Origin of the sequence: uncultured Algimonas sp. (genome assembly GCF_947498175.1) — a bacterium.
Taxonomy (GTDB): domain Bacteria; phylum Pseudomonadota; class Alphaproteobacteria; order Caulobacterales; family Maricaulaceae; genus Litorimonas.
The window spans coordinates 230,663-257,034 of record NZ_CANMJB010000004.1; the positions used below are offsets into that span (position 1 = coordinate 230,663).

Sequence of the window (26,372 nt, forward strand, 5' to 3'; positions counted from 1 at the left end):
CGGCGCCGTCACGCCCGTGGAGGCGCGGGCCGGTCCGGCCCTAGGCGCTGGCCTTCAGCTTCTCGGCCTTCATCACCTTCTTGATCGCCCGCTCGCGCTTCAGGCGCGACAGGTGGTCGAGGAAGACGATGCCTTCGAGATGGTCCATCTCGTGCTGGATGCAGACGGCGTAGAGGCCTTCGCAGTCCTCCGTGACGCGCTTGCCGTCATAGTCGAGATAGGTGACCCGGCAGCTCTGCGGCCGTTCGACATCGTCGTAGATATCGGGAACGGACAGGCAGCCTTCCTGGTAGGGGAGGGTCTCGTCCGCTGGATCGAGGATTTCCGGATTGACGAAATATTTCGGCTGCGGGTCTTCGCCCTCGCCGGCCAGGTCCATGACGATGACGCGTTGCGGCACGCCGATCTGGATCGCGGCCAGGCCGATGCCCGGCGCAGCGTACATGGTCGCCAGCATGTCGTCCATCAAGGCGCGCGTGTCGTCCGTAACCGTCGCGACGGGCTCGCTGACGGTCTTCAGACGCGGATCGGGCACCGTCAGGATCGGGCGGATTTTACCGGGCTTGGCCATGGATCCGAAGATAGGGGGCGCGGTGGGGAGGGTCAAGCGAGGCACTTCACCCACCCGTCTGCGGGGGGACGGACTTCGTCTTGTGAAGGCGGCAGAGACATGGCCCCGGCAATCGATGCCGGGCGTAGATCAATTGGTCCTGTCCCTCGCGCGTTCCTTGGCCGTCTTGTCGGACAGATAGCGGTCCGGACTCCAGCTCTTGGCGAAGGGGCGCGTGCGGCCCGATGCCTGCATCACGAGCAAGTGATCGCGGGTCAGATCGCGCGGGCAGTCCACGCCGCAGGCATGGGCGATCATCTCGACCTCCTGGTTCAGCGTCTTGACGTAATTGCGCACACGCACGGCCTTGTTGGAGGGATCCAGCCCGGCCTGCAGGCGCGGATTGTGCGTGGTGATCCCAGTCGGGCAGGTGTTCTTGTCGCATTTCAGCGCCTGGATGCAGCCCAGGGCGAACATGAAGCCCCGGCCGTTATTGACCATGTCCGCCCCGACGCAGAAGGCCCAGGCCACGTCCGCCGAGGTGATGAGCTTGCCCGAGGCGATGATCTTGATCCGGTCGCGCAGTCCGGCCGCGACCAGCATGTCGTGCAGCAGCGGCAGGCTGTCCTCGATCAGCATGCCGGTGCTGTCGATTAGAGGCATGGGCGCGGCCCCGGTGCCGCCGTCGCCACTGTCCAGCGCGATGTAGTCGGGCGCGGACTCCGGTCCGCGCGCCAGGATCGTGTCGAGCAGCTGCTGGACCGGTCCGACCTGGCCCATGCAGAACTTGATGCCGGCCGGCCGGCCGGACACGCGGCGGACCTGCGCGATCAGGTCCAGCAATTCGTTCGCGTCGCCCGCATCGACGTGGCGGTTGGGCGACAGGGCCGAGACGCCGGCCGGGATGCCGCGGATCTGCGCGATCTCTTCGGTCACCTTGGCGGCCGGCAGGATGCCGCCCTTGCCGGGCTTGGCGCCTTGGGACAGCTTGATCTCGATCATCTTGACGTTCGGGTTCTCGCAGATCTCGGCGAGCTTGACCTCGTTTAGCGTCGCGTCCGGGTTCCGCGCGCCGAACTTGGCCGTGCCGAGCTGGTAGACGACGTCGCACCCGCCTTCGAGATGGTAGGGCGAGACGCCGCCCTCGCCGGTGTTGAGATAGCATCCCGCCATCTGCGCCCCGTGGGACAGGGCCCGGATGGCCGGGGCGGAGAGCGAACCGTAGCTCATCGCGCTGATGTTGAAGAAGCTCGTCGGCTGGTAAGGGTGGGCCGTGTCCGGCCCGATGACGAAGGGCGGCGTGATCCGGTCGTCTTCGTCGAATTTGGGGAACAGCCCGTTGGCGAAGATGGGTGATCCGGGCGCATAGTTCTTGGTCGATCCGAACGGAACCACGTCCTTGCCATGTTCGCACACATGCTTGACCCAGTCGCGTTCGGCCCGGTTGAAGGGCAGCTCTTCGCGGTCCATCGCAAAGAAATATTGCCGGAAGAATTCGCCCAGCGTTTCGAACAGGTTCCGGAAGTGACCGATGACCGGATAGTTGCGCCAGATCGTGTTGCGCGTCTGCGTCTTGTCGTAGACGAACAGGCCAAGCGCCCCCAGCACCAGCAGGCCGATCGCGAACAGGAAGAGCGAGCCGAGCAGTTCAAGACCGTGTGCGGCGAAATCGGCGAAAGCGTCCATGACAGCGCTATGCGCGCCGGGGCGGTCGGTTGCAAGACGCGCCGATTGACGCGGGATCGGCCATTGCGGGGCCGAGCGACATCATCCCGGTCCAAGCTTCGAGGCCACGGTTTTCGAACGGCCATCCGACGAGACGTCATTCATCGTCCCGATCGCCGTCGGTTCGGCCTGCGTCATGAGGTGCGGGCCCGCAAAAACTCCATGCCAGCGGCGCATCCTTGTCCTATGGAAGCCGCATGACGGTCTTGACCGATCCTGTCCCCGCGACACGCGCCGGCCATGGAGGTGCGGCCCGGTTGGCCTTGGCGGGTTGGGCGGCGATGATGCTGGCCTATGCCGCGATCTTCGCGCTGTTCGGCGACGGCGATGTCTGGAGCGCGCTGCAACGCGCCCTCATCAACACGCTGCCAGCGGCGTTTCTGTCTTGGCCGATTGCGATCTTGATCGAACGGCGCTTGATCGGGGCGCATCCCGCGGTCCAGCTCTGCCTGCATGTCGGCCTGGCGCTCTGTTTCGCGGTGCTCTGGTATATCGGCATCCAGGTGGGTTACGGTCTGCAATCCGGATGGGCCAGCGGCGGCATCGTCGGACGGCCTTTGCTGGGTGTCGCGCTGACCTGGCAGTCCTTCCAGGGCGTGACGCTCTATGCGGTCATCGCTGGCTATGCCTATGCCGCTCATTACCGGCGGGAACTGACGGCCCTGCGCGAGCGCCTGTCCCGGGATGTGCCAGACGCGTCCGTTCCGGCGACGCGCACCGTTTTCGTCAAGGACGGCAAAGCGATCCGGCCTGTGGCATTGTCCGACATCCTGCTTCTGTCCGGGGCGGGCGACTATACGGAAGTCGCCACGCGCAACGGCACCTATCTCTCCTCCGCGTCGCTGGACCGGTTCGAAGCGGACTTGCCCACCGAGGGTTTTCTGCGGGTGCACCGCTCTCACATCGTCCGGACGGACGCCGTGCTATCCGTCGAAAGCGGGGGCAATGGCCGGTTGACCTTGCACCTGCCGTCCGGCCGGTCCGTCACGACGAGCCGGGCGGGTGCGGGCCGGTTTCGCGGCCGCGCCCTTTGAGACCTGTCGATTGGCGGTCGAAACCTGTCGGTTCATGGATTTTCGCGGATGCGGCGGGCCGGCACGCTAGCGGGACCGGCATGAAACGTCATCCATGCCTGATAGGGTCCGCCCTTGTTCTGACAGCTTGCGCGACGGGGCCGGTCGGGCCGCAGCTTCATGTGGCGGACCGGCTGGTCTGGTCCGAACCGCCGTCCCTGGTCGCGACGGGTCTTTCGCCGGGTGCGTCCTACGGGCTGGTCACGGAACGCCGGTCCTTCTGGGACGCGGACGCGACCGAGCGGTCCCGGCTGAGCTACCGCGCGGATGCTTCGGGCAGACTGGACACGTCGCGCGCCGTGCCGGACGGCGAAACCTCAGCCAGCGTCTACGAGCCCATCCGGGCCATGGCCTATTTCAACGACGAAGTGCTGGACGATCTGGGAATGGGCGAGATGAGGTTCCGGCTGCTGGACGCTGCGGGCAACCCGGTTCTGGAACGCACGGTCGGTCTCGGCCCCGATCCGGACGGGCTGGTCGAAACGACGCTCGGGCCCGATTTTCCGGGGGCCTATCTCCTGCGGCGGCGCGATGCCGGAGGCGCGCAACCCGCCATCGTGGTGCTCGGCGGGTCGGAAGGCGGAGACCGCGGATCCCGCGCGACCGCACCCGCTCTGGCGGCCGAAGGCTATGCGGCGCTGGGCCTGCCCTATTATTCACCGGCTTGGTTCGGAGCGACGCCGCAGTTCCCAGAGCTGCGTCGCGCCTTCGCCGAACTGCCCGTGGACTATCTGGAACGGGCCGTCGCCATGCTGCGCCAGCAGCCGGGCGTGGATCCGGACCGTATTCTGCTGTGGGGCGGATCGAAGGGAGCTGAATATGCCCTGCTGGCCGGGTCGCTGATCCCCGACGACAGTGCGGGCGGCGGGTTTTGCGCCATCGTCGCGGACGTGCCCACGGACGTCGTCTGGGAAGGCTGGGGTCCGGGCACGACGCCGGGCGAGACGTCCGGCTTCTCCTGGCGCGGCGAGGCGTTGCCGTTCGTGCCCTACGAGGAAATGGGCCGGGCGCTGGACCGGTCCGATCCCTACACCATGACACAGGCGCATGAAGAGGGGCGCGCGGCCAACCCCGATCGTGTCGCGGCGGCCCGGATCCGCGTCGAAGCGATCGACGAACCCGTCCTCGTCATCGGCGGCGGTCAGGACACGACCTGGGCATCCGGACGAATGGCGCGCGCGATTGAGCGACAGCGCGATTCAGCCGGTCTCGAAACCGAAAGCTATCTCTATCCGGAGGGCGGGCACGGCGTCGGCGGGACGCCCTTGGTGCGGACATCGCCGGCCAATCTGGCCGCACGGCTGGAAAGCTTTCCGGCCAGTCTTGATTTCGTGCGCCGTCACGCTCGGCGCGACGACTGTCGGACATAAAGGTTTCCCTTAACGCAGTTTTCATACGTCTTTCGATAAAACATTATTGAAAAACGATATGGATAAGGTTATACTGCGTTAAGACCGGCGTGCCAGCCGGTGAGGGAGACCGTCATGGACGACTTTGAGGCCGAGACCGGAACAGGGCGCCGCCAGGCCCCGCGAAAGCGCAGATTGCTGACCCACCGCATATTGGCGGTGATGCTGCCGCTGATCGTGATCGGCGGCGCGGTCGGGGCGACGGTGGCGATGAGCGCGCTGGCCCCCGAACCCGAAGAAACGGATGATCCGATCAAGGCGCTGCCCGTGCTGACCGCGCTGGCCGAGGCCGGGACGGTGCAGCTCAGCGTCACGACGCAAGGCGAGGTCCAGCCGCGCACCGAAATCGCCCTCGTCGCGCAAGTCCCGGGCCGCATCACCTACATGTCGCCGGACTTTCTCGAAGGCGGGCAATTCCGCCGCGGCGACCTGCTGGTGCGGATCGATCCGGCCGAATACCGGCTGCGCGTGACTCAGGCCAAGGCCAACGTCTCGCAGGCCGAGACCGTGCTGGCGCGCGAGCGGTCCGAAGCCGATCTGGCCCGCATGGATTGGGAGGATCTCGGCTCGGGTCAGGCCGCGACGCCGTTGACCCTGCGCCAGCCGCAAATGGCCGAAGCGGCCGCGCAGCTGGAATCCGCCAAGGCACAGCTGGCCGAGGCCGAGCTGCAATTGTCGCGCACGCAGATCCACGCGCCCTTCGACGGACGCGTGACCGAACGCCAGGTCGACGCCGGGGAGTTCGTCGGCCCGAACGGATCGCTGGGCCGCGTCTACGCCACCGACATCATGGATGTGCGCCTGCCGCTGACGCAGTCCGATCTGCGCCAGGCCGGGCTCTATCTCGGCTATGCCGCCGATATGCGCACGGGGATTCCCGTGACCCTGTCCACGGATGTGGCCGGGCGGCGCACGGAATGGACCGGGCGCATCACACGCACCGATGCGCGCTTCGACAGCCAATCACGCGTGCTGCATGCCTATGTGGAAGTGCGCGACGCCTTCGCCGAAGGCCGGCCGCCGCTGGCGCCGGGCCTGTTCGTGGATGCGGCCATCGCCGGGCCGACGCTGGACGACGTGGTGACGGTGCCGCGCGCGGCCCTTCGCGGGACGGGCGAAATCTATGTCGCCAATGCGGACGGCACGTTGGCCATCCGGGAGGTCGAGGTGCAATCGTCCGACCGGGACCGGGCCGTCTTGAAGTCAGGCGTATCGGCGGGTGAAAACGTGGTCGTGTCGCCCATCCGCGGCGCCGCGGACGGCATGAAGGTCGAGGTCGTGGATCCGGCGCAAACGACGGCGGGGGCATAGGGTCATGAAATCCATCATCCGCTGGTGGGCGTCCAATCCGGTCGCCGCGAACCTGCTCATGATCATCTGCCTGATCGGCGGTCTGGTCAGCTTTTTCACCATCGACCGCGAGCTGGAACCCTATGTCGAATTTCCGGGCGCCTGGACCCAGGTCAGCTGGCCGGGGGCCTCGCCGCAGGATGTCGAGGAACAGATCGTCGTGCGTATGGAGGAAGCGCTGTCCGCCGTGGACGGCGTCAACCGCATGTGGTCCTTCGCCGGCGAAGGCGGCGGCTCGGTGACGGTCGTCGGCAAGAACGGCGTGGACGAGACGCGCCTCATGGCCGACGTCAAGCGCGCCGTGGACGGCATCAGCAATTTCCCGCCCGCAGCCGAAGAGCCGCAGGTCAACATCTTCCGCAACCAGAACGAAATGATCCGAATCGCCGTGACGGGCGATGCCGACGTGTCAGAGCGCGAATTGAAACGGTTCGCCGAGAAGACCCGCCGCGAGGTCGCCCTGCTGGGGTTCGTCCCATCGGTCGATCTATTCGGCGTGCGGGGCGAGGAGGTGTCGATCGAAGTCTCCGAAGAGGCTCTGCGCAAATACGGTCTGACGCTGGGCGACGTGGCGGCCGCGGTGCGCGGCACCTCTGTGAACAGCTCGTCCGGGCGGGTCCGGACCGAAGTCGGGTCCGTCCAGTTGCGCACCCGCAACCAAGCCGACAGCCAAGCGGATTTCGAGGATATCATCGTGCGGCAGGAACCGGGCGGCGCGGTCATCCGCGTGCGCGACGTGGCGACCGTGATCGACGGCTTCGAGGAGGTGGACCTGCTGGCGACCGTCAACGGCGAACGCACCATCCTGGTCCAGATCATGAACGGGCCGAACATGGACATCCTGAAAATGTCCGACAATGTGAAGGACTATCTCGACGGCGTGGCCGACGATCTGCCGGACGGCATCGCGATGACGGTGTGGAACGATGCGGCGGACGATTATTCCGGGCGAATCAACTCCATCGCATCCAACTTCTTCTTCGGCCTGCTGCTGGTCTGCCTGACGCTGATGCTGTTCCTGCGGCCCAAGATCGCGCTGTGGGTGTCGATCGGGATCGCGACGGCCTTCCTCGGCGGGCTGGCCCTGCTGCCGCTATTCGGCGTGTCGCTGAACATGATTTCGACCTTCGCCTTCCTGCTGGTGATCGGCGTCATCGTGGACGATGCGATCATCGTCGGCGAGGCGATCCATTTCAAGACCGAAGAAGGCGAGACCGATCTGGACGCGGCCGTCAGCGGAACGATGATGGTGGTCAAACCGGTCATCTTCGCCGTGCTGACGACGATGATCTTCTTCGCGCCCTGGATGTATCTGTCGGGCGGGACGAGCGAATTCACCCGCGCCATCTCCCTGGTCGTGATCCTGGCGCTGTTCTTCTCCTTGATCGAGTCGCTGCTGATCCTGCCCGCGCACCTGGCGCATCTGAAGCCGGTCGATCCGAAAAACCCGATCACGAGGGTCCAGCGCAAGATCGCCGACAGCCTGACCTTCGTGGCCGAACGCGTCTACCGTCCGTTCATGACGGGCGCGCTGCGACGGCGCTACCTGACGGCAGCGGTTTTCCTGGGCATCATGATATTGTGCGTCGGCGTGGTGACCAACGGTTTGGTCAAGTCGGTCTTCTTCCCGCAGGGCGAATCGGACCAGATCGACATCACGGTGCAGCTGCCCGAAGGCACGCCCTATGCGCGCACGCTCGAAGTGCTGGAACAGATCCAGATCGCGGAGAAGACGCTGGTCGAGGAGATCGCCGCGACCGACGGCGAACTGATCGAGAACTGGTACACGCGGTCGCGCGACAACCAAGTGCTGGCGCTGGTCAAGCTGGTGCCGCCGGAAGACCGCGCCATGGAGATCAGCGAGGCGGCCGACCGCTTCCGCGAACTGATCGGCGACGTGCCGGATGCGGAGACCATCTCCGTCTCCTACGGCAGCAACAATAACGGACCGGCGGTCCAGTATGTGCTGAACGCGAAATCCTTCGAGGATCTTAACGAGGCCGCCGACGACCTGATGGCGCAGCTGCGCAGCTATGACGGCGTGTTCAATGTGGTCAACGACATGGAAAGCGCGACCGAGGAAGTGCAGTTCGACCTGAAACCGGGTGCGGAAGCGCTGGGGGTCACGACGGCGGACGTCTCGCGCCAGATCCGGCAGGGTTTCTTCGGCGAGGAAGTCCAGCGCCTGCCGCGCGACGGCGAGGACGTGCGCGTCTATGTGCGCTATCCGCGCGCCGACCGGGAATCGCTCGACTTCTTGAACGGCATCCGCATCCGTACCCTGGACGGGCGCGAAGTGCCGCTGGAAGCGGTGGCGTCCCTGCGGTTCGAGCCGGGCACCAACCGGATCCTGCGCCGCGAGCGCCAGCGCGCCGTGATCGTCTCGGCCGAAGTGGAGGAAGAGCGCATCGCGGAAATCCGTAAGGCGCTCGACGAGGATTTCTTCGAGACGTTCGAGGAGACCTATCCCGAAGTCACGCGCGGCGACATCGGCCGGTCGCAGGACGAAGCCGAGATGCAACAGGAATTGCTGATCCTGTTCCTGATCGCCATCGGTATCGCCTACTTCCTCGTCGCCGTGTCGTTCCAGTCCTATTCGGAACCGATCCTGATCCTGCTGGCGGCGATCCCGTTCTGCTATTGCGGGATGATCATCGGCCATCTGGTCATGGGCTACACCATGTCTCTATTGTCGCTGCTGGGCATGTTCGCGGCGGCCGGAGTGGCGGTGAACGACAATCTGGTCCTGCTGGACTACGTCCACAAACTCAGGGCCAGAGGCATGGACGGCGCGCAGGCGCTGGTCGAAGCCGGCACGCGCCGCTTCCGTCCGATCCTGCTGACCTCGCTGACGACCTTCGTCGGCTTGCTCCCCCTGCTGACCGAGCGTTCGCTGCAGGCGCAATGGCTGATCCCGATCGGGATCAGCCTGGCCTTCGGCGTCTTTTTCGCCCTGTTCGTGACCCTGTTCTTCGTGCCGGCACTCTACGGCATCGGTGCGGATATACGCCGCTATGGGGCCTATCTGTTCAAGGGCCGCGAGTCGGCGCGGTTCTCCGAAAGCCTCGATCCGGACGTGCCGCCGCGAGAGGCGCTCGCGCCAGCCGAGTAGTCGACCCGGACCGAATGCCGCGCCGCGCATCCATTCCGGGGCGCGGCGCGTTCTTCGTTCATGCCGAAGACCTTGCCCGCGTCCGCCTTGATGCCGCCCGATCATGTGGAGGCGTCGCTCCGCATCCTGCGCGATCACATGCCCGGCGATTCCGTCCGGGCGCGCGGCCCGAAACAGTCACGCGACCCGTTCCGCTCCTGCATATCGTGCATGCTGTCGGCGCAATCGCTCGACCGGAACACGGCCAAGGCGACGCAGGCCTTGTTCCAGCTGGCGAGGACGCCGCAAGACATGCTCGCCCTGAGCAACGAAGAGATCGTCGACGCCATCCGCCCGGCCGGGCTGTACAACCGCAAGGCCGGCAACATCCGCCGGTTCTGCGAACAGTTGCTGGTCGAGCATGACGGGATCGTGCCGGACACGCGCGACGGCTTGCTGGAATTGCACGGCATCGGCCGCAAATGCGCCGATCTGATCGCCCACTTCGCTTTCGGCCGGCCCCATATCGCAGTCGATACGCATATCCGGCGCGTCTGCCAGCGCAGCGGGCTGGCAATGGGCAAGACCGAAGCGCAGGTCGCTGCATCTCTGGACGACCGCGCGCCGGAGTGGGCCAAGCCGGACGCGCATTTCTGGCTGCTGCAGTTCGGCAAGCGCGTCTGCCGCAGCCGCACGCCGCTTTGTCCGGACTGCCCGATCCGCCCTTTCTGCCGCTATCCAGCCAAGACGGATCCGGCCGTCGTCAGGCCATGAAAAAACCCCCGGCCAGGCCGGGGGTTCGTGTGCAGGGCAGGGGGAGGGACCTGCACGAGGGATGTGGGTCCGATCAGGTCGGTGAGTAGGGCAGCGAGGAGTGATGCAGGTTGATGACCAGGTCGCCATCCTCGTCGCGGACATAGTGGAAGGTGTACTCCACCTTGGTTTCGGAGCCATCGGCCTTGTCGAAATAGTAGTTGCCCATCGCCACGGCGGAATCGCTATCCGTGTAGATGGCGTCGTTTTCCCAACGCACATCGGTCCAGCCGCTGATGGCGAAGCCATTGTCTTCCGTGCCGGGACGGCCGATGAAATAGGAGAGCGCTTGGTCGAAATCTTCGCGGAACTGGTCGTCCGCCGCCAAAGTCGGCTTGAACATCACGTCCGTCATGCCGTAAGCGTAGAGGTCGTTGATGTGCTGGGTCGCGCGGGTCTTGTAGTCTCCGCGGTCGGTGTGGACCTTGGAGATCGCGACGATGCCTTCGCCCCATTCCTGCTGGGCGTCGAGCACGTCCTGCACGGTGATCGGGTCGGCATAGCGGACCGTGTCGGAATGCGCGACACTGGCGCAAGCGGCCAGTCCAAGGGTGGCAGCGCCGACGAGGGCGAATTGTACTTTGGATTTCATCAGATCGATCCTTATTATGCACGTTGACAGGAATTGCGCAGCGGCACCGCGCAATCTTCGGACGCTATTTATGCAGGAACCGTCCGAGAGGAAGGACAATCTGAATATAACATATATAAGTTTTAACTATAGTTATGTCGCCGACCCGTATGACAGCTTTGCGACATCGACCGTCCGCCCTATCGATGATCACAGTGTCCATCCTCGGGTATGGTTTAGGTCTGGCCGGAAACGGATGATGGCTCCGCTCAGTGCATCAAGGCCGTGTAGCCCCAATAGGCTGCGGCCAGTAGGACGAACAGGCCGACAGTGAACCAGCCGAAATGCTCCTTCATGATCGCTTCGGCACGCGCGCCGAAGGTCTTGACGACCCAGGCGACGAGGAAGAACCGCAAGCCGCGCGACAGGACGGACGCGGCCATGAAAACGGCGAAGTTGATCTTCAGCGCGCCGCTCATGATGGTGATGACCTTGTAGGGGAACGGGGTCAGCCCGGCGCCGAACACGGCCAGCGCGCCGTAGGTCTCCACCCGGGTCGAGAATTCCGTCACGGCCTCCGCCTTGCCGAGGCTCTCCAGAACGGGCAGCGCCAGCGCGTCGAACAGGAGCAGGCCGAGCACATAGCCGAACATGCCGCCCAATACGGAGAACACCGTCGCGATCGTCGCCAGGCGCCAAGCCCGCTCGGGCGCGGCCTGCACCATGGGGATCAGCATGACGTCGGGCGGAATCGGGAAGACCGAGCTTTCGATGAAACATATGCCGGCGAAGGTGCGCTCCGCATTGGGATGGCGCGCGGCGACTTTCACGCCTTCATACCAACGTTCCAGGAATGCGAGACGGCCCTTCATGGGAGCGGGCTAGTGACGCAGGATCATGGCGAGGTAAAGCCCCAATCGCGGCGAGTCCGCGATGGCTAACCCGCCTGTCCAGCGGCGCTGTTCTCCCGCCGGGTGAAGGTCTTGACCGGATGCAGGACCGTGCGGATATTGCGTTCCACCTGATCGCGCAGGAAGACGATCATGTCCTTTTTGTCCACGATATGATCCACGCCCAGCTGCTCGGGCGTTTCCAGATAGGGAACGTCGATGTCGCTGGAGATGATCGCGACCGTCGCCCGGCTGAAGGCCGAGGTGACGAAGGGAGCGGAAAATTGTGCGGAGATGCGGTCCGACAGACGGTTGTCCAGCAACACCAGATCATAGTCGTGATCGTTGAGCAGTTTGACCGCTTCGCTGACCCTCACGACATGATCGACGGCGAACGGCGCTTCGGTCAGCACGGTGAGAACGCGTTGCACGATTTCGAGTTCGTGGGCATCGTCGTCGATCAGCAGGACATTGAAAACGGGCGAGGCGCAATTCATGTCGGGATGGGGGTGTCTCGATTCACACGGCTACCTAAATAATGGCATTTGCGAACGCAAGATTGATCTACTTTTATTTCAAATGGAGCAACAGAGATATTGCTCGTAGATCTCCCGTCCTAGATTGAAATACGCGGCCGCCGAGGGCGGCTTGACATAGTACCCGTCCGCGCCCTTGGCCGTCGAGATGGCTCGGTCTTCGGGCTGTTCCGATCCCGATATCATGAGTACCGGCAAACCGGCCGTCTTCGGATCGGCGCGGATCATGTCGAGCACCTGGAATCCGTCCATGCCGGGCATCCGGATATCGAGAATGGCGAGCCTGGGCTCTTCCTGCAGGATGATGTCGGAAACGGACTGTCCCGTCTGCAGTTCGGCAAAGGCAATGTCCGATCGTTTGGACGTGATCGCCTTCTTGATCATCTTGCGGTCGAATTCGCTGTCGTCGACGATGAGAACCTTATCCATCGGCCGGCCTCCTTGCGCGGTAGAGTTTGACGCGGAAACGGCTTCCAGCGCCTTCGGTGGGTATGAGATCGATCGATCCGCCGTGCAAGGTGACGATGCGGCGGCATAGGGCCAGCCCGACGCCGGACCCTTCGATACCGGTATGTGGCTTGGCCCGTCCGAACAGGTCGAACACGTCCTGCGAAAAATTGGGATCGATGCCTTGGCCGTTATCGTCGACGTCGACGACCCAGAACTGATTGTCGCTTCCGGCCGTGATGTCGATGCGGACCGGGCGGTCCGCATGCCGGTACTTGATGGCATTGCCGATCAGATTGGCGAAGACCTGTCCGAGCAGCGCATCATCGCCGCGCACGAATATCGGCGTGTCCGGCAGGTGGATCGTTCCACCCGCATCTTCCAGGAATTCGCTTTCGTCGTCGGCAACGCGTTCCAGCAAGGCGGTGAGATCGATGGTTTCGAGCTCCACGCCGGCCGGGGAGGCACGCATGAACTTCAGGAAGCTCTTGATCAGCGTCCGCATCCGCTCGACGCCTTTGGCGATGTCGTCGAAATAGGGCTGCGCACCATCAGGCAGGTTCTCGGCCAGTTCCATCTGCATCAGTTCCGCTGAAATACCGATCTTGCGCAACGGTGCCTGCAGGTCGTGCGAGGTGAGCGAGGCGAAATCGTCAAGGTTCTTGTTGATCGATTTCAGCAGGGCCTCCTGCTCCTTGAATTCGGTGATGTCGGTCGCGACAGCCAGGATCCGCGGCCCGTCCGGCCCGTCGGCGATCGGGATCTTGTCGGTCTGGATCCATCCCTGTTCCCCCTCCTGGGGCGTATAGGGTTCGATCCGGCCGCGCAGGGGTTTGCCGGACCGGAACACTTCCAGATCGTCTTGATAATAGGCCTCTGCAGCATCGCCGAAAAGCTCGGCCGTATTGCGGCCTTCGACATCTTCGACCGGCATGTTCAAGGAGTCGGCGGCCGCCTTGTTGACGCGCAGGATGTTGTTCTTGTCGTCCTTGTAGTAGATCAAAGCGGGCACGGCATCCAAGACGGCGCGTAACTCGACTTGCACATTGTGCAAGTCCTGCGTCCGGGTCTTGAGCTGGCGACGCATCCGGTTTTGCAGGGTGATGTCACGGCCGACCGATTGGTAGGCGACCAGCTCGCCGGAATCGTAAATCGCGATATTGGTCCATAAAATGACGATCGAACCGTTCTCGCGCCTGACCTCTTGGATGGAGGTGCCGGTCGGAACGTCTTCGTTCAAACGGTCCAGCCGGCCGATGACGTCCGCCTGCTGCTCGGGCGGCACGCGTTCGCTCAAACTCGATCCGATCAATATCTCCCGCTCGGTGCGGAAGAAATTCGCGGCGGCCCGATTGGCGAACACAAAGGTCTTGTCCGGATCGAACCGGCAGATCAGATCCGGATGCGTGTCCAGGATCGTCTTGTATATTTCCGGCATATGGCTCCCCAGCAGCTCCGAGCGCTAAAACTCTTACGGTTAAATTTGAGTTAAACAACCCGCCGGCAAGGAAGCACCCGCTTCCCGAAGACGGGGAGCGGGTGCTTGATGCCGACCTGTGTGGGGCAAGTCGGCCATTCGCTTGTGCACAAACCTCTTGCTTTTATCTATATTAAAATTTTATGTATGAAGTTGAGGATCGGCAAAAAACGACCGAAGATTTTGGTCTGTCCTTGGGCTTGCATCCGCAAGCGGGGGGGAAACATGACGGAACTCAACAGACACACGCCGGATCGGCCTCGTATCGTCTCCGGGCATGTGGTGACGACGGATCAGGGCGGACCCGTCATGACCGTGGAATCGATCCAGCAGGGGGCTTTCGGCCCGATCGCCTCATGCCTCTGGTTCAGCGACGAAAACATGTTGATGGAACGCAAGGCGCCGGTGCGGATGCTGTCGCTGCAGTCCTCGCTCGTTCATCCCGACCGCATCAAGACCGGGGCCAAGATTCGCCTGCGCTCAGGCGGACCGACCATGGATGTCGTTGCCATCAATCGCGATGCCAACCGCGCCATCTGCAAATGGACGAACCACAACGACACGACGCGTCAACGCCGCTTCCCACTAACTGCGCTGACGCTCATTTCAACGCAAACAGGCGGCTTCGAACGTCTGGTCAACGTGCTCGATTAAACGGGTTGCGGCCAAGCTGCGGGTGCGGCGGACTGCAGCCGCCCGAAATCAGCATTCGATGACGTTGACGGCCAAGCCGCCCTGGCTGGTTTCCTTGTACTTGCTGCTCATATCGAGTCCGGTCTGGCGCATGGTCTCGATCACGGCATCCAGGCTGACGATCATCTGGCCCGGCGCGTGGAGCGCCAAGCGCGCCGCATTGGCGGCCTTGACGGCGCCGATGGCGTTGCGCTCGATGCAGGGAATCTGGACCAGCCCGCCAACCGGATCGCAAGTCAGGCCGAGATTGTGCTCCATGCCGATCTCGGCGGCAGAAGCGACCTGTTCGGGGCTGCCGCCCCAGATCGCGCACAACCCGCCCGCTGCCATGGAGCAGGCCACTCCGACCTCGCCCTGGCAGCCCATTTCCGCGCCTGAAATCGAGGCGCGCTGCTTGTAGAGCAACCCGATCCCGCCCGCCGTCAGTAGGAAGCGGCGCGTCTGCCCGACCTGCAACGTGCCATCTTCGTCATGGCAGTAATGGCGGATGATGGCCGGGATGATTCCGGCCGCGCCGTTGGTCGGGGCGGTGACGACCTGCCCGCCGGCCGCGTTCTCCTCATTGACCGCCATGGCATAGACGTTGAGCCAATCGAACAGAGCTTCGCGTTCGTTGGGCGGAGCGTTGTTCAGTTTCTTCCAAAGTCCGTGCGCGCGGCGTTTGACCTTCAGCGAACCGGGCAGCAACCCGTCCGCCCGCAAGCCCCGGTCCACGCTCTCCATCATCACGGCGGCGATACCGTCCAGCTGGTCGAGCGTATCAGTGCGCGGACGCTTGGCATCTTCGTTTGTCAGGATGACGTCGGCGACCGAGAGGCTCGTGCGCGCGCAAATGCCGAGCAATTCCTCCGCCGAACCGAACGGGTTCGGGCTGGCATCGCCCATTCCGACCAGATCGTCAGGTGCGGGCTTGGACAGCTGCGCATGGCTCGCGATGAAGCCGCCGCCGGTGGAATAATAGGTGCGTCGATCCAGCGTCTCGTCGCCGTGCCAGGCGATCATGACCATCTCGTTCGGATGCAGCCGGGTCGGCGTCTCATAGTCGATCGTTATACCGACCTGCGTTCCGCAAGGCAGAGCGTCGTCCTTGTTCAGGCGTGTCAGCGCCGCTTCGGCTTCCGCCATGTCGATGGTTTCCGGCTCGAATCCCAGCAGGCCGAGCTTGGCGGCCCGGAACGTGCCGTGGCCTTCGCCGGTAAAAGCGAGAGAACCACGGAAGACCATCTCGATCCGGTCCGGGTCCAGCCCCTTGGCCTGCAGGCGTTTGCGGTAACGCACCGCCACACGCATAGGTCCCACCGTATGGGAGGATGACGGACCGACGCCGATGCGGAAGATGTCGAGTACGGACAGCACGGTGCGTCAGCAGTTGGCGCGGCCCCGATCAAAAGGCAAGCCTTTGCGTGATGCCTGCCCGTCTTTCGGAGCCGCTAGAGGCATGATCGCCGTGACTTTGGACGGCCAACATCAAAGAGGGATATCGGGTGCGAAAGGGCACGAATGAGATGACCGGCCTTTGGAATTCGATTGCCGCAAATTCAAATACCTAGATTTCAAGAATGTTATATTTCCGCATTAAATCGGCAGGGCTTTGTAAAACAGTAATTTTAATTTTTACGTTAATGCTATGTTAACTCTAAAGGTTAAAAAATAATTAACCGGTTAGCCCCAGCGTTAACCAAATGTTAGCTTCCTCCGTTGGCATATTGATATTGGCTCTGACGCTGTTGGATGTGTTTCTCACAGTCTTGGACGCCAATGGGCGCAGCATTTTCTCGACGCGAATTTACAGGATGACGTGGTGGTGTTGGCGGCACGTGACGCGTCTGCTTCCCTATCCGGTCGCGCAAGCGGCGCTGAGTGTTGCCGCTCCCTTGATGATCCCCTTGATCATCGCCTTGTGGCTGATCGGGCTCGTGACCGGTTTCGCTCTCGTCTATTTCGGCGGGATGTCGTTTGGCGACCTCATTTCGGGCGGGGGATCGCAACCCAGCCTGCCGACCGCCTTCCGCCTGAGCTGGGTGACGCTATCGACCATAGGCTTCGTCGAGATCAGCCCGTCCAACATGGCCTATTCCGTCACCGTCGCGTTGGAAGCCTTGCTCGGCGCCGTCATACTAACCTTTTCGATTACCTATTTCCTGAACGTGCACCGCAGCATTCTGAGCACGAACCGCCTGGTTGCCGAGCTGCATCATCGGCTGGGCGACGATGGCCGTCCCCTATCGACGATCGCCGCCTATATGGAAGGTGACGGAAGCCGCCAGCTGGAACGTTGGCTGGAGCGTCTTCATGAAAACGTCGTCGCCCTGAACCAGGGGCTCCAACGTTTTCCGATCGTCTATTTCTACCGACCGCGCCGACGCGCTCAGGGGCTTCCCTATATCCTGACGGCGTTGCAGGATATCGCCGGAGGTCTGGCCCACTGCCTTCCGGACGATGCGGGCATGCGTCATAGCCCGGCACTTGTCGCGCTGAACCGCGCCTTGGCCGAACTGATCGAGGATCTCGAAGACGGATATGTTCCCGTGCATGCGGAAGCCGTCCTGAGGCCCGTATCCCGCTCTTCGTTCGAGATGGCCTGCAGGGGCCACGCCAAGATCAAGAATAGATGGGTCGAACGTTTCACGACCCAATGCAGCACGCTTGCGGGAAGGAAAGCCTGCACGCCGGACAGGAATGACGACACGCTCTATGACCGGTATCGCGAATGGCTGCCCCAGGCTGTGGCGATGTCGCGTTTCGTGGATGCCGTCCGTTTCGACCTTGGATATGAGGAAAACCTCCGTCCTCACCGTTCGTCGCGCCTGCTGGCCTGGTTGAGCCAAGGCCCCAAGGACCGTCCGCAGAGCCTGCAGACGAAAGCCGGTCCGCAATGAGTTTTCGGATCAACCTCTCCGCCCGATTGGGCCGCTTGCGGATGTATTGGCGCCGCGCGGTCTGGGCCTTTCCGACATTGGCCATCTTCATCGGACTGTTTCTCGCCGCCAGCATGACCAAGCTGGACTGGACGATCCCGAAAACGCTCGGCGGACTGCTGACCACGGGCGGGCCGGTCGGTGCACGCGACCTCGTCCAGACCGTGGCATCGACCTCGGTGACGGTGGCCACCTTCGTTTTCTCCGTGACGATCGTGGCGCTGCAGGTCGCTGCGTCACAATACTCCCCGCGCGTTCCGCGCCAGTTCATTCGCGACCGCTCCACGCAGCTTACGCTCGCGATCTTCATCCTGACCTTCGTCTATAGCCTCGCAGTCCTTCGCAAGATCCATGCCAGCGAGGACTTCGTTCCCCAGTTCGCCGTCACCATCGCCTTCGCCCTGTCGCTGCTGAGCGTCGGCGCCTTCGTCTACTTCATTCATCACATCATCCATGCGATGCGGGTCGAGAAGATCCTGAACGATCTGCAACACAAAACCGTGTCGGCCATCCGCGGCAATTACGACGAGCTGACGGATTCCGATCCCCGGCCCGAACTGCCGGAAATCCCTTCGCATGCAGTGCCGCTGCACGCGAGCCAGTCCGACATCATCCAGCGCATCGATGCCGATCTCATCGTGCCGTTCGCGCAGGAACACGACATGGTCATTCGGTTCGTCCGTGAACTGGGCGACCAGGCTGTCGCGGATACGGCGATCGCGTGGGTGTGGACGTGCGATCCGGACGCAGACCTTCCCGACATCGATACCGAAATCCAACCCAAGGTGCTCAAGGCGCTGCAGTTGGGACGGGAGCGCAGCCTGCAAGCCGATGTCGGCTTCGGCCTGACCCAACTGGTCGATATCGCCTTGCGCGCCGTTTCGACGGCGATCAACGACCCGACGACGGCTTGCGCCTCGATCCGCGCGTCCGAGGTCGTGCTGGTCCAGCTCTGCAAGCACCGGCTCGGCAACGAACTGCACCGTGACGACGCGGAGACGTTGCGCATCGCTGTGCCGAGGCGCTCCTTTCCCGACTATCTCGACATGGTTGTGACGCCGCTTCGGCACACCTGTCCGAACGATGTCACTGTCATGCTGCGGCTTTGCGAGATGCTGAGCAATGTCGGCCGGGCCGCGGTCAATAGCGAGGATCAACGCGAAGACGTCGCCAAGCAACTGGCCCTCGTCATGCGCGCAACCGACCGTGCGATCGAGGAAAAGGTGGACCTCGAGAAACTGGACCGCGCGGCCGATGACGTCGAGATCGCGCTGGCCGGCAAGCCGCCGAGGTTCGCATGAGCTGGCGCCCGACACTCGCCGTGCGCGGCTTGCTGTACTTCATGGTCGGCGGCATCACGACGACGCTGCTTTACTGGATCGTCGGGATCTCGGCATTCCTGCTCGCTGTGATCTTCTCGGCGCGTTTCTACACCGATGTCATGTGGTATGACAGCGTCGGCTATCTCGATGTCTTCCTGACGATCGTCAAGACGAAGATCTGGATGGGGATGATCCCCTTCCTGTTGATGAGCTTCCTGGTCGCGACCAACATGATCCTCGCCCAGAAGCTGGCGCGGACCGACAGGATCATCTCATCGGACGAAAAGCGCGTGGATAGATGGCGCCGCGCCATCGCGCCGCATACGCGGCCGGTCATCATCACGATCGCGCTGATATGCGGTCTCGTCTTCGGGCTGGAAGCCTACCCGCACTGGGAAACTTACATTCTATGGTCTGAGCGTGTGGAATGGGGCCGTACCGATCCACAGTTCGACCGCGATCTCAGCTATTTCATGTTCGAACTGTCCCTGCATGTGCTGATCAATCACTGGCTGTTCATGGGCACGCTGGTGATCCTGTTGCTGACCTTGCTGACCAGTTACATCTTCGGCGGCATCAGACCGCAGGCGCCGCATGCGATGCTGCCGGTCCAGGTCAATCTGCACATTTCCGCCATCCTGTTCTGCCTGATGGCGCTCATCGGCTGGGGGCTGCTGCTGGAGCTTCATCTGCTCAGCTATTCGGAGCGCGGCATCATCACCGGTCTCGGTTTCACCGACTCCAACGCCAGTCTTCTGGCTTACAAATTCGTTGCCGGTGGGGTCATACTCGGGTTCGTGCTGTTCCAGCTCAACGTCCACAAACCGGGCTGGATATTGCCGACCGCGGCATTCATCTGGCTTTTCCTGATCGGCCTGTCCGTCGTCCGCTTCTATCCGAACCTGTTCCAGCTCATCATCGTCGAGCCGCAGGAAATGGAGCGCGAGCGCCCCTATATCGAAGACCACCTCATCTTCACGCGGTACGGTTTCGGTCTCGACGAGGTCGAACGGCTCAACACGCCGGGCATTGCGGAGCCAAGTCCGGAATATGTCGAGAAATATCGCCCCGTGTTGGAGAAACTGCGCCTTTGGGATCCGGACACGCTGCGGATAAATTTCCGGGAGCTGCAATCCCTGCGCGCCTATTTCGATTTCCACAGCGTGGATGTCGACCGCTACGTGATCGACGGCGAGACCGTTCCCGTCATGATCGCCGCACGTGAACTCAACATCATGAACCTTCCGGAGCATTCTCGCCGCTGGCAGGCCAAACACCTGGTCTACACGCACGGCTTCGGGCTTGTCGCCGCATCGGTCACGAATGCCAGTGAGGCGGGCGCGCCGGAGTTCTTGGCTTACGATCTGCCGACGGCCGGCGAAGATGTGTTGAGCGCGCGCAATCCGCGGCTCTATTTCGGGGAGATGTCGCCGGAATATTCGATCGTCCGGACCGACACGATAGAACTCGATCACCCGATCGAAGGGTACGGCTTCGCCGAATATGATTATGACGGTGCGGCGGGTGTTCCGATCGGCTCGTTGATCAACCGGCTGCTCTTCGCTGTCCGCTTCTGGGACATCCGTCTCGCACTGACGACCCTGCTGGATGACGATAGCCGGGTGCTGATCAATCGCGACGTCCGGACGCGCGTTCAGAAGATCGCTCCCTTTCTACAGGTCGATGGCAACCCCTATCCGGCGGCCGTCGACGGGCGCATCAAATGGATTGTCGATGCCTACACGACAAGCGATATGATGCCTTATGCCAAACGCGTCGATCTGAAAGACCTGACCCAGGTTTTCCAGCCCAAGCAGGACAATTCGGGATTCCTGCCCGAAGAATTCGTCCGGACCCTGACGGGACAGAAGAAGACCGCAAGCTATATGCGCGGCAGCGTGAAAGCCGTCGTCGATGCCTATGACGGCACGATCGAACTCTATGTCATGGATCCGGACGACAAGGTGCTCCAGGTCTGGCGCAATGTGTTCCCCGAAGCTTTCCGTCCGGTTTCCGAAGCCAGCCAGTCCTTGCGCGCGCATTTCCGCTATCCGCAGGATCTGTTCCGCATACAATCCGTCATCTGGTCGGACTACCATATGCGCTCCCCTGAGGCGTTCTATACCCGCGAGGGCGCTTGGCAGATACCGCCCGACGCAGCCTTCATCTCGTTGAGACGCGAACGGGCCGAGCCAAGCTACGAGCAACGCAATAAGGACCTGCGACCCTACTGGCTGCACACGCGCTTTCCCGGCCGCGAGGAAGAGGAATTCGCCATCGTGCAGCCCTTCAGCCCGGAACAGCGCAACATCATGGCCGGCTATCTGGTGGGCGGCAGCGACGGCGATCGTTACGGCAAGCTCGTTTCCTATGCTTTCCCGCCGATGAGTGCCGTGATCGGACCGGCGCAGGCGCAGGCCAGGATCGATCAGGACCCACGCATATCGGCCTGGATGACGTTGCGCATGCAATCCGGGTCGAGGGTTTCGAGAGGGCGGCTCATCGCGGTTCCGGTCGGCGACTCCTTGATCTACGCCTTGCCGCTCTTCGTTCAGGCGGACAAATCAAGCGTCTCGGAATTGCTGGGAAGCCAGCTCTCCAGCGTGCCCGAACTCAAGCAGGTCATCCTCGTTCTGGGCGACCGGGTCGTCATGCGCGAAACCTTGAAGGAAGCGGTATCGGCTCTTTTCGACGAAACAGGCGAAGCGACGGACCCGGCCGATCCTCCGGCCGATACGGCGACGACGGGCCTGATCGATGACACTGGCGACGCGCCGTCCGGTCAGCCGGAGGGGCGGCCCGACCCGAATTCCGCTCAGTCAGGGACGGCTGAAGACAAGGCTGGTTCGGATGGGTCTGAGAAACCCGATTCCGACACATCCGATCCGAAGGCACCTGAAACGGATCCGTCCGGAACGGACGCGGTCGAGGACGAAACGTCCAAATCAGACAATTCCAAACCAGACAATTCCAAAACAGACGAGTCCAAAACAGACGAGTCAGAACCGAACGGATCCGGAGACCCGTAGAAGCGAAAACCAAAAGGCAGGGGAAACATCAATGCGCTAGTCGCGGAAGGAGTGGAATATGCTAACCATCGTTCTGATCGTGGTCCTCGTCGTCATCTTGGCCAGTATCATCGTTTCGGCGCTACGGCGCCACGACAGCAACAACTATTTCGATCAGGACCGGCAGCCTTTCTACGCCGAGCCCGACACCCTCGTCGAAGGCGGGTTGCTCTACTCCCAGAAGGACCGGGACGGTGAAGAAGGCCATACCTATACCGTGACGCCTGCGGGCGAGGCCGGCTTGCGCGCCTGGCTGCGCGAGCCGAGCAACGATCCCGGCTTCCTGCATCTGAATTTTTCAGGGCTGCTGGCCGGGTTCGAACCGGTCAAGATTTCCGAGCGCCGACGGAACATCCACGAATCCCGCAAAGCCGAATATGAACGCATCGAGCAGCTTTTGGTCAATCGTCCCGAGTGGCGATACGCGCTGGCAGCGGCGCGCGCCGGGGTCCGGTTCGAGCGCGCCTGCCTCGATTTCTGGAGCGATATCGCCGACGAATATTCGGACGGCGACGGCAAATCCGACGACTCCGACACGTCCGACTGAAGGAAACCGCCATGCTGATACTTATTCTGATCGTTGCCTGCATTGTCATCCTGCTGATCTATCTGGTCGTCACGGTCCGCCGTCACGACAAGCGGGCCTATGCGGACCAGGACCGCGATCCCTTTCACAGCGAGATGTCCAGACTGACCGCCGCAGGACTGCTTTATGAGCAGGAAGAGCGGAAATTCGGGCGGCCGCGAAAATCATACATCGTCACTCCGGCCGGTGAGGCGGCGCTCCGAACTTGGTTGCGCGAACCGATGAATGATCCGGGTTTGCTGCGCCTCTATTTCGCCGGGATCGTGGCCCCATCCGACGTGGTCAACCTGGCCCGTGAGCAAAAGCAGCAGCATTGCGAGCGCCTCGAGCAATATGACCGCATCGACTCGCTCTTCGGCCGGAAGAAAGGTTGGGACGAGGGGCGGGACCTTGCCGCTCTCGGCCGCCGCTTCGAGGAATTCTGCGTCGATTTCTGGGCCAAGCAAATCGAAGAACCCCTGCGCGGACCGACAGAGGACGACGAAGGTGCCGACACGGAGGAAGAAGAAAAAGAGAAGGAAACCGACGATGCCTGATTTCGAAGACCCACACGTCACCGTTCGCATCGCTGCAATGGCCCTGAGCCTCTCTTGCGGCATGCTGTGCGCGTCGCCGTCATCGGCTCAAGACCAATCCACCGTCCGGCAAGTCGGCGACACGACGCGGGAGACCAGCGTCGCGACGGTCGAGCAAACCGGGCAGGACAATGACGCGACCGAAGCTTTCGGCGGCACCGGTGAAGTCGACCTCTTCACGGGCAACACCCTGGAAATCGCTCCGGACGGGGAAGGCATCTTTCAGAAAGGCCGCGACGCCAAGGCGCGGATCGAGCAGGTCGGACGGGGCAATGCCGCCGCGATCACGCAGGCCGATCAGGTTGGCGACGGCGCCGACGGTGCAACCGCGACGATCCTGCAGGGCAGCGAGGGGGCCGAGGCGATCGACAGCCAAGCCTATCTGGAGCAGCGCGGCGATCGCGGCACGATGCGTCTCATACAATCGGGCCGGGACAACCGGTCCTACGGCATCCAGGTCGGGAACGAAGACGGTTCGGCCACGCCGTCCGGACAGACCCACACGCTCGCCGGACGAGGTCACCGTTCCGAAATCATCCAGCATACGACCGGCGGTGAGGCGGACGTCACCCTGTCCGAAGGCGATGAGAGTCAAGGCTTCGTGTTGCAGGAACAGCGGAACGCGAAGGCATCGATCAACATGAAGAACGGCGCCGGGAGCATGGCCGAAATCCGCCAGATCGGCGAAGGACGTGCCAGCAATAGCGACATCGATGTCGATGGCGGCGAGAACTCGGTCAAGGTCGTTCAGGAGGGGGGCAGCGGAGCTCATTCCGCGACCGCGACGCAGGCTGGAAGCAAGCTGTCCGCCGAATTCCGGCAGGAACGTCAGGATGACGGGTCGGACGGCAATATCGGCACCGTCAACCAGAAAGGTGAGTCCAACAGCGCGACCGTCGAACAGTCGGATGCGGGCGGCAATAGCGCGCAGATCGCCCAGGAAGGCCAGACATCCGTCGATCTGTCCGCGACCTCCGTCCAGACGGGAACGGGTGGCGCCAACAAGAGCGATGTCGATCAGACGGGCACGTTCCAGGTCGCGAATATCGAACAATCCGGCAAAGGCGGCGGGAGCGTTGCCAGTATCGATCAATCCACGGACGGCACAGACGATAACGAGGCGCGGATCCGGCAGCGGATCGACGCCGATGCCGGTACGGATACAGCGGATATCGACCAGGGGGGCAGTGCCAACCTGGCCCGCATCGAACAGGACCGTGCATCGGGCGGTACGGGGAGCAACGCCACCGTGACCCAACCGGGACGGCGCGGCGATGCGACCATCATGCAGACCGGGTCCGGGCTGAAAGCGCAAATCGACATGAGCGGCATCGCGAATCTGGGCCGTATCGAGCAAGCCGGAGAAGGTCCGAGTGCCGAGGCCGCGATCACTTCCGGTGCCAAGACCGAAGGCAATGACGCGGAAATCGTCCAGGATAGCGGCGGAGCGATCGCAGCGATCGATCAGACCTCCACGCGCAACACGGCCCGCATCGAACAGAAAAACCCCAGCCCGTCCCAAGGTACGACGGAAGCCGATATCGATCAGGGATCGGGCGTTCAGAATGATGCCCAGATCGAACAGTCCGGCCCCGGTACGGGTCGCAGTTCGACCGTCACGCAGACAGGTCGCGAAAACAAGGCGGTCGTCACCCAGAAAGGCGAAGGCGATACGATCGGACTTACGTTGCAGATCACTGGGGATTTCAATTCCGTCACATCCGACCAGACCGCAGAAAGCGGTAACAACCTCACGGCGTCTTTCAAGACACAGGGCGACAATAACGACCTGACCTATGCGCAGACCGGCGACAATCTCGGCGCGACCATCGAACAGAATGGCAACGGCAACGCGATCGAGGTGACGCAGTCCGGCAGTAGCTACGATGTCAGCATCACACAGAACGGCGACAATAACAGCTTCTCGATCAGTTATGAGGGCCCCACCGAAGGAGGCGGCGGATACTCGGTGGTTCAAAATGGCGGCGAGTGACCGGATTGGGCGCCGTTTCCGCTCAGGCGCGATATGGCTGGTGGCGATTGCATTGTCGGGCGCGAGCCTGTCATTCGTAGGTCAGCCTCTGCACTCTGTCGCCGATCTCAAGGACGATAGCCTACAGGCCTGCCGAGAAATATTTACGTCGGCTGGAGAGCCTGTGTTCTTCAACGGTCTTGAAGTCCGTTTCCGCGATCTCGGTACCGAGACCGAAATCACGGTCACGGACATCCACAACGGTTCAGAGACGATCCTGACGCTTCCCGAAGCAGCCCAGTGACCGTATGAGATGTTTGGCAGTGAAGTCCGAGAGGCGAAGAGCGTAGCGACCCTATTTAAGTGTTTCGATGAGCGCCTTCATCTTTCGGAGATCATCCGTCCCAGCGGGCGTATAGGTGATGAGGCGCAAATCGGGGCGGCCGTCGACAGCGAATGACGAAAATTCGAAAGAGATTGCGCCGACCTTAGGGTGCTGCATTCTCTTGACGCCGTCTCCGGTCGATTGAACGTCGCTTTCGGCCCACATGGTGGAGAACTCAGGGCTTTTCTCCAAGAGCTCGGAGATGAGCTCGGCGGCGCGTCCATCTTCGCCGGCGCGGGCTATGGCGGCCCGAAACGTCGCGACCAGATACCGGGCGACACCGTCCCAGTCACGTTGCGCCGCTCGAGTGTCAGGATCCAGAAACATTCTGCGCAAGATGTTTCGATCATCTTCTTCAAGTGCAGGATAGTTGGTCAGTGCTGCCCGTGCCGCATCATTCCAAGCGATGATATCCCATTGCGATGTGGCGATGAATGCCGGCATCAACGACAAGGCATCGAGAAAACGCTGAAGGCGCGGCGTTATGCCTGAAGTCGGGTTCGTCTGCGGCTTTGGCAGTCGCCCGATGCCGACGAGATAAAGATGTTCTCGCTCCGCTTCGGTCAGCATCAGGGCTTTCGACAAGCTGTCGAGCACGCGCGGAGACGGCGGTCCGCCACGCCCCTGTTCGAGCCAGGTGTACCAGGTCGTACTGATATTCGCGCGCTGGGCCACTTCCTCGCGCCTGAGACCGGGTGTGCGCCGACGGCCCGAAAAGCCGAAAGCGGACGGGTCGAGGCGGTCGCGGCGCGTCTTGAGAAAAGTGCTAAGAGTGCCTTGTGGGTCCATTTAAGACATGTCCTGTTACTAACTATACCTGTATAAACTACCAGCTTTAACAGTGTGGCCTTGTGCGCGAAATCGCTTTGGTGAGCAATAGCCGAGTGATGACCCGTTCAAAGCAGCGTTGCAGGCCCTCAG

Annotated in this window: 22 protein-coding genes; 13 read left to right on the forward strand and 9 right to left on the reverse strand. The window is 62.4% G+C overall.

Annotation, left to right across the window (positions count from 1 at the left end):
• Positions 1–40: 40 nt before the first annotated feature.
• Both def and Q0718_RS08180 read right to left on the reverse strand, forming a co-directional pair.
• Positions 41–571: a peptide deformylase gene (gene def / locus Q0718_RS08175; RefSeq protein ID WP_366523852.1), complete on the reverse strand. Its 531-nt coding sequence runs from the start codon at positions 569–571 to the stop codon at positions 41–43.
• 129 nt (positions 572–700) lie between these two features.
• Positions 701–2,236 carry an FMN-binding glutamate synthase family protein gene (locus Q0718_RS08180; RefSeq protein WP_298916165.1) on the reverse strand — a complete coding sequence of 512 codons (1,536 nt, stop codon included), beginning with the start codon at positions 2,234–2,236 and terminating at the stop codon, positions 701–703.
• Between the two features lie 236 nt (positions 2,237–2,472).
• On the opposite strand from Q0718_RS08180, the gene Q0718_RS08185 reads away from it, so the two are divergent.
• From Q0718_RS08185 to nth, 5 genes are all read left to right on the forward strand, one after another.
• Positions 2,473–3,309, forward strand: coding sequence for a LytTR family DNA-binding domain-containing protein (locus tag Q0718_RS08185; protein WP_298916168.1), 837 nt, complete (start codon positions 2,473–2,475; stop codon positions 3,307–3,309).
• Between the two features lie 80 nt (positions 3,310–3,389).
• Entirely contained in the window at positions 3,390–4,718 is a 1,329-nt protein-coding gene (locus tag Q0718_RS08190; protein WP_298916171.1) for an acyl-CoA thioester hydrolase/BAAT C-terminal domain-containing protein, read from the forward strand.
• Between the two features lie 114 nt (positions 4,719–4,832).
• Positions 4,833–6,068: an efflux RND transporter periplasmic adaptor subunit gene (locus Q0718_RS08195; RefSeq protein WP_298916174.1), complete on the forward strand. Its 1,236-nt coding sequence runs from the start codon at positions 4,833–4,835 to the stop codon at positions 6,066–6,068.
• A 4-nt stretch (positions 6,069–6,072) separates the two neighbouring features.
• Entirely contained in the window at positions 6,073–9,219 is a 3,147-nt protein-coding gene (locus Q0718_RS08200; RefSeq protein WP_298916177.1) for an efflux RND transporter permease subunit, read from the forward strand.
• 60 nt (positions 9,220–9,279) lie between these two features.
• Positions 9,280–9,972 carry an endonuclease III gene (gene nth, locus Q0718_RS08205; RefSeq protein ID WP_298916180.1) on the forward strand — a complete coding sequence of 231 codons (693 nt, stop codon included), beginning with the start codon at positions 9,280–9,282 and terminating at the stop codon, positions 9,970–9,972.
• A gap of 73 nt (positions 9,973–10,045) precedes the next feature.
• Here nth and Q0718_RS08210 read toward each other — a convergent pair whose 3' ends face one another.
• The 5 genes from Q0718_RS08210 to Q0718_RS08230 form a co-directional block, all read right to left on the reverse strand.
• A complete protein-coding gene (locus tag Q0718_RS08210) occupies positions 10,046–10,603 on the reverse strand; it encodes a hypothetical protein (RefSeq protein WP_298916182.1) in 558 nt (185 codons plus the stop codon).
• 248 nt (positions 10,604–10,851) lie between these two features.
• Positions 10,852–11,454: a YqaA family protein gene (locus tag Q0718_RS08215; RefSeq protein WP_298916184.1), complete on the reverse strand. Its 603-nt coding sequence runs from the start codon at positions 11,452–11,454 to the stop codon at positions 10,852–10,854.
• Positions 11,455–11,519: 65 nt separating this feature from the next.
• Entirely contained in the window at positions 11,520–11,969 is a 450-nt protein-coding gene (locus Q0718_RS08220; protein WP_298916191.1) for a response regulator, read from the reverse strand.
• A gap of 78 nt (positions 11,970–12,047) precedes the next feature.
• Entirely contained in the window at positions 12,048–12,437 is a 390-nt protein-coding gene (locus tag Q0718_RS08225; RefSeq protein WP_298916194.1) for a response regulator, read from the reverse strand.
• Positions 12,430–13,893 carry a PAS domain-containing protein gene (locus Q0718_RS08230; protein WP_298916197.1) on the reverse strand — a complete coding sequence of 488 codons (1,464 nt, stop codon included), beginning with the start codon at positions 13,891–13,893 and terminating at the stop codon, positions 12,430–12,432. Before Q0718_RS08230 ends, Q0718_RS08225 begins: the two co-directional genes overlap by 8 nt.
• 105 nt (positions 13,894–13,998) lie before the next feature.
• On the opposite strand from Q0718_RS08230, the gene Q0718_RS08235 reads away from it, so the two are divergent.
• Positions 13,999–14,586, forward strand: coding sequence for a hypothetical protein (locus tag Q0718_RS08235; RefSeq protein ID WP_298916200.1), 588 nt, complete (start codon positions 13,999–14,001; stop codon positions 14,584–14,586).
• A gap of 48 nt (positions 14,587–14,634) precedes the next feature.
• Here the strand turns inward: Q0718_RS08235 and Q0718_RS08240 are convergent, their stop codons facing one another.
• On the reverse strand, positions 14,635–15,981 hold the full coding sequence (locus tag Q0718_RS08240) for an L-serine ammonia-lyase (protein ID WP_298916203.1): 1,347 nt from the start codon (positions 15,979–15,981) through the stop codon (positions 14,635–14,637).
• Positions 15,982–16,442: 461 nt separating this feature from the next.
• Here Q0718_RS08240 and Q0718_RS08245 point away from each other — a divergent pair, with 461 nt between their 5' ends.
• From Q0718_RS08245 to Q0718_RS08275, 7 genes are read left to right on the forward strand one after another with little or no spacing between them, the layout of a single operon-like run.
• Positions 16,443–17,504 (forward strand): potassium channel family protein, encoded by a 1,062-nt coding sequence (locus Q0718_RS08245; RefSeq protein WP_298916205.1) that lies wholly within the window; start codon positions 16,443–16,445, stop codon positions 17,502–17,504.
• Complete coding sequence (locus tag Q0718_RS08250; RefSeq protein WP_298916207.1) at positions 17,501–18,844, forward strand: DUF2254 domain-containing protein; 1,344 nt, start codon at positions 17,501–17,503, stop codon at positions 18,842–18,844. Before Q0718_RS08245 ends, Q0718_RS08250 begins: the two co-directional genes overlap by 4 nt.
• Entirely contained in the window at positions 18,841–21,894 is a 3,054-nt protein-coding gene (locus Q0718_RS08255; RefSeq protein WP_298916210.1) for a UPF0182 family protein, read from the forward strand. Before Q0718_RS08250 ends, Q0718_RS08255 begins: the two co-directional genes overlap by 4 nt.
• Before the next feature lie 58 nt (positions 21,895–21,952).
• On the forward strand, positions 21,953–22,480 hold the full coding sequence (locus Q0718_RS08260) for a hypothetical protein (protein WP_298916212.1): 528 nt from the start codon (positions 21,953–21,955) through the stop codon (positions 22,478–22,480).
• A gap of 11 nt (positions 22,481–22,491) precedes the next feature.
• Entirely contained in the window at positions 22,492–23,055 is a 564-nt protein-coding gene (locus Q0718_RS08265) for a hypothetical protein (protein WP_298916214.1), read from the forward strand.
• Positions 23,048–25,087, forward strand: coding sequence for a hypothetical protein (locus tag Q0718_RS08270; protein ID WP_298916215.1), 2,040 nt, complete (start codon positions 23,048–23,050; stop codon positions 25,085–25,087). The genes Q0718_RS08265 and Q0718_RS08270 overlap by 8 nt, the downstream gene beginning before the upstream one ends.
• Complete coding sequence (locus tag Q0718_RS08275) at positions 25,074–25,370, forward strand: hypothetical protein (protein WP_298916216.1); 297 nt, start codon at positions 25,074–25,076, stop codon at positions 25,368–25,370. Before Q0718_RS08270 ends, Q0718_RS08275 begins: the two co-directional genes overlap by 14 nt.
• 51 nt (positions 25,371–25,421) lie before the next feature.
• Here Q0718_RS08275 and Q0718_RS08280 read toward each other — a convergent pair whose 3' ends face one another.
• Positions 25,422–26,240, reverse strand: coding sequence for a helix-turn-helix transcriptional regulator (locus Q0718_RS08280; RefSeq protein WP_298916218.1), 819 nt, complete (start codon positions 26,238–26,240; stop codon positions 25,422–25,424).
• Between the last annotated feature and the right edge of the window lie 132 nt (positions 26,241–26,372).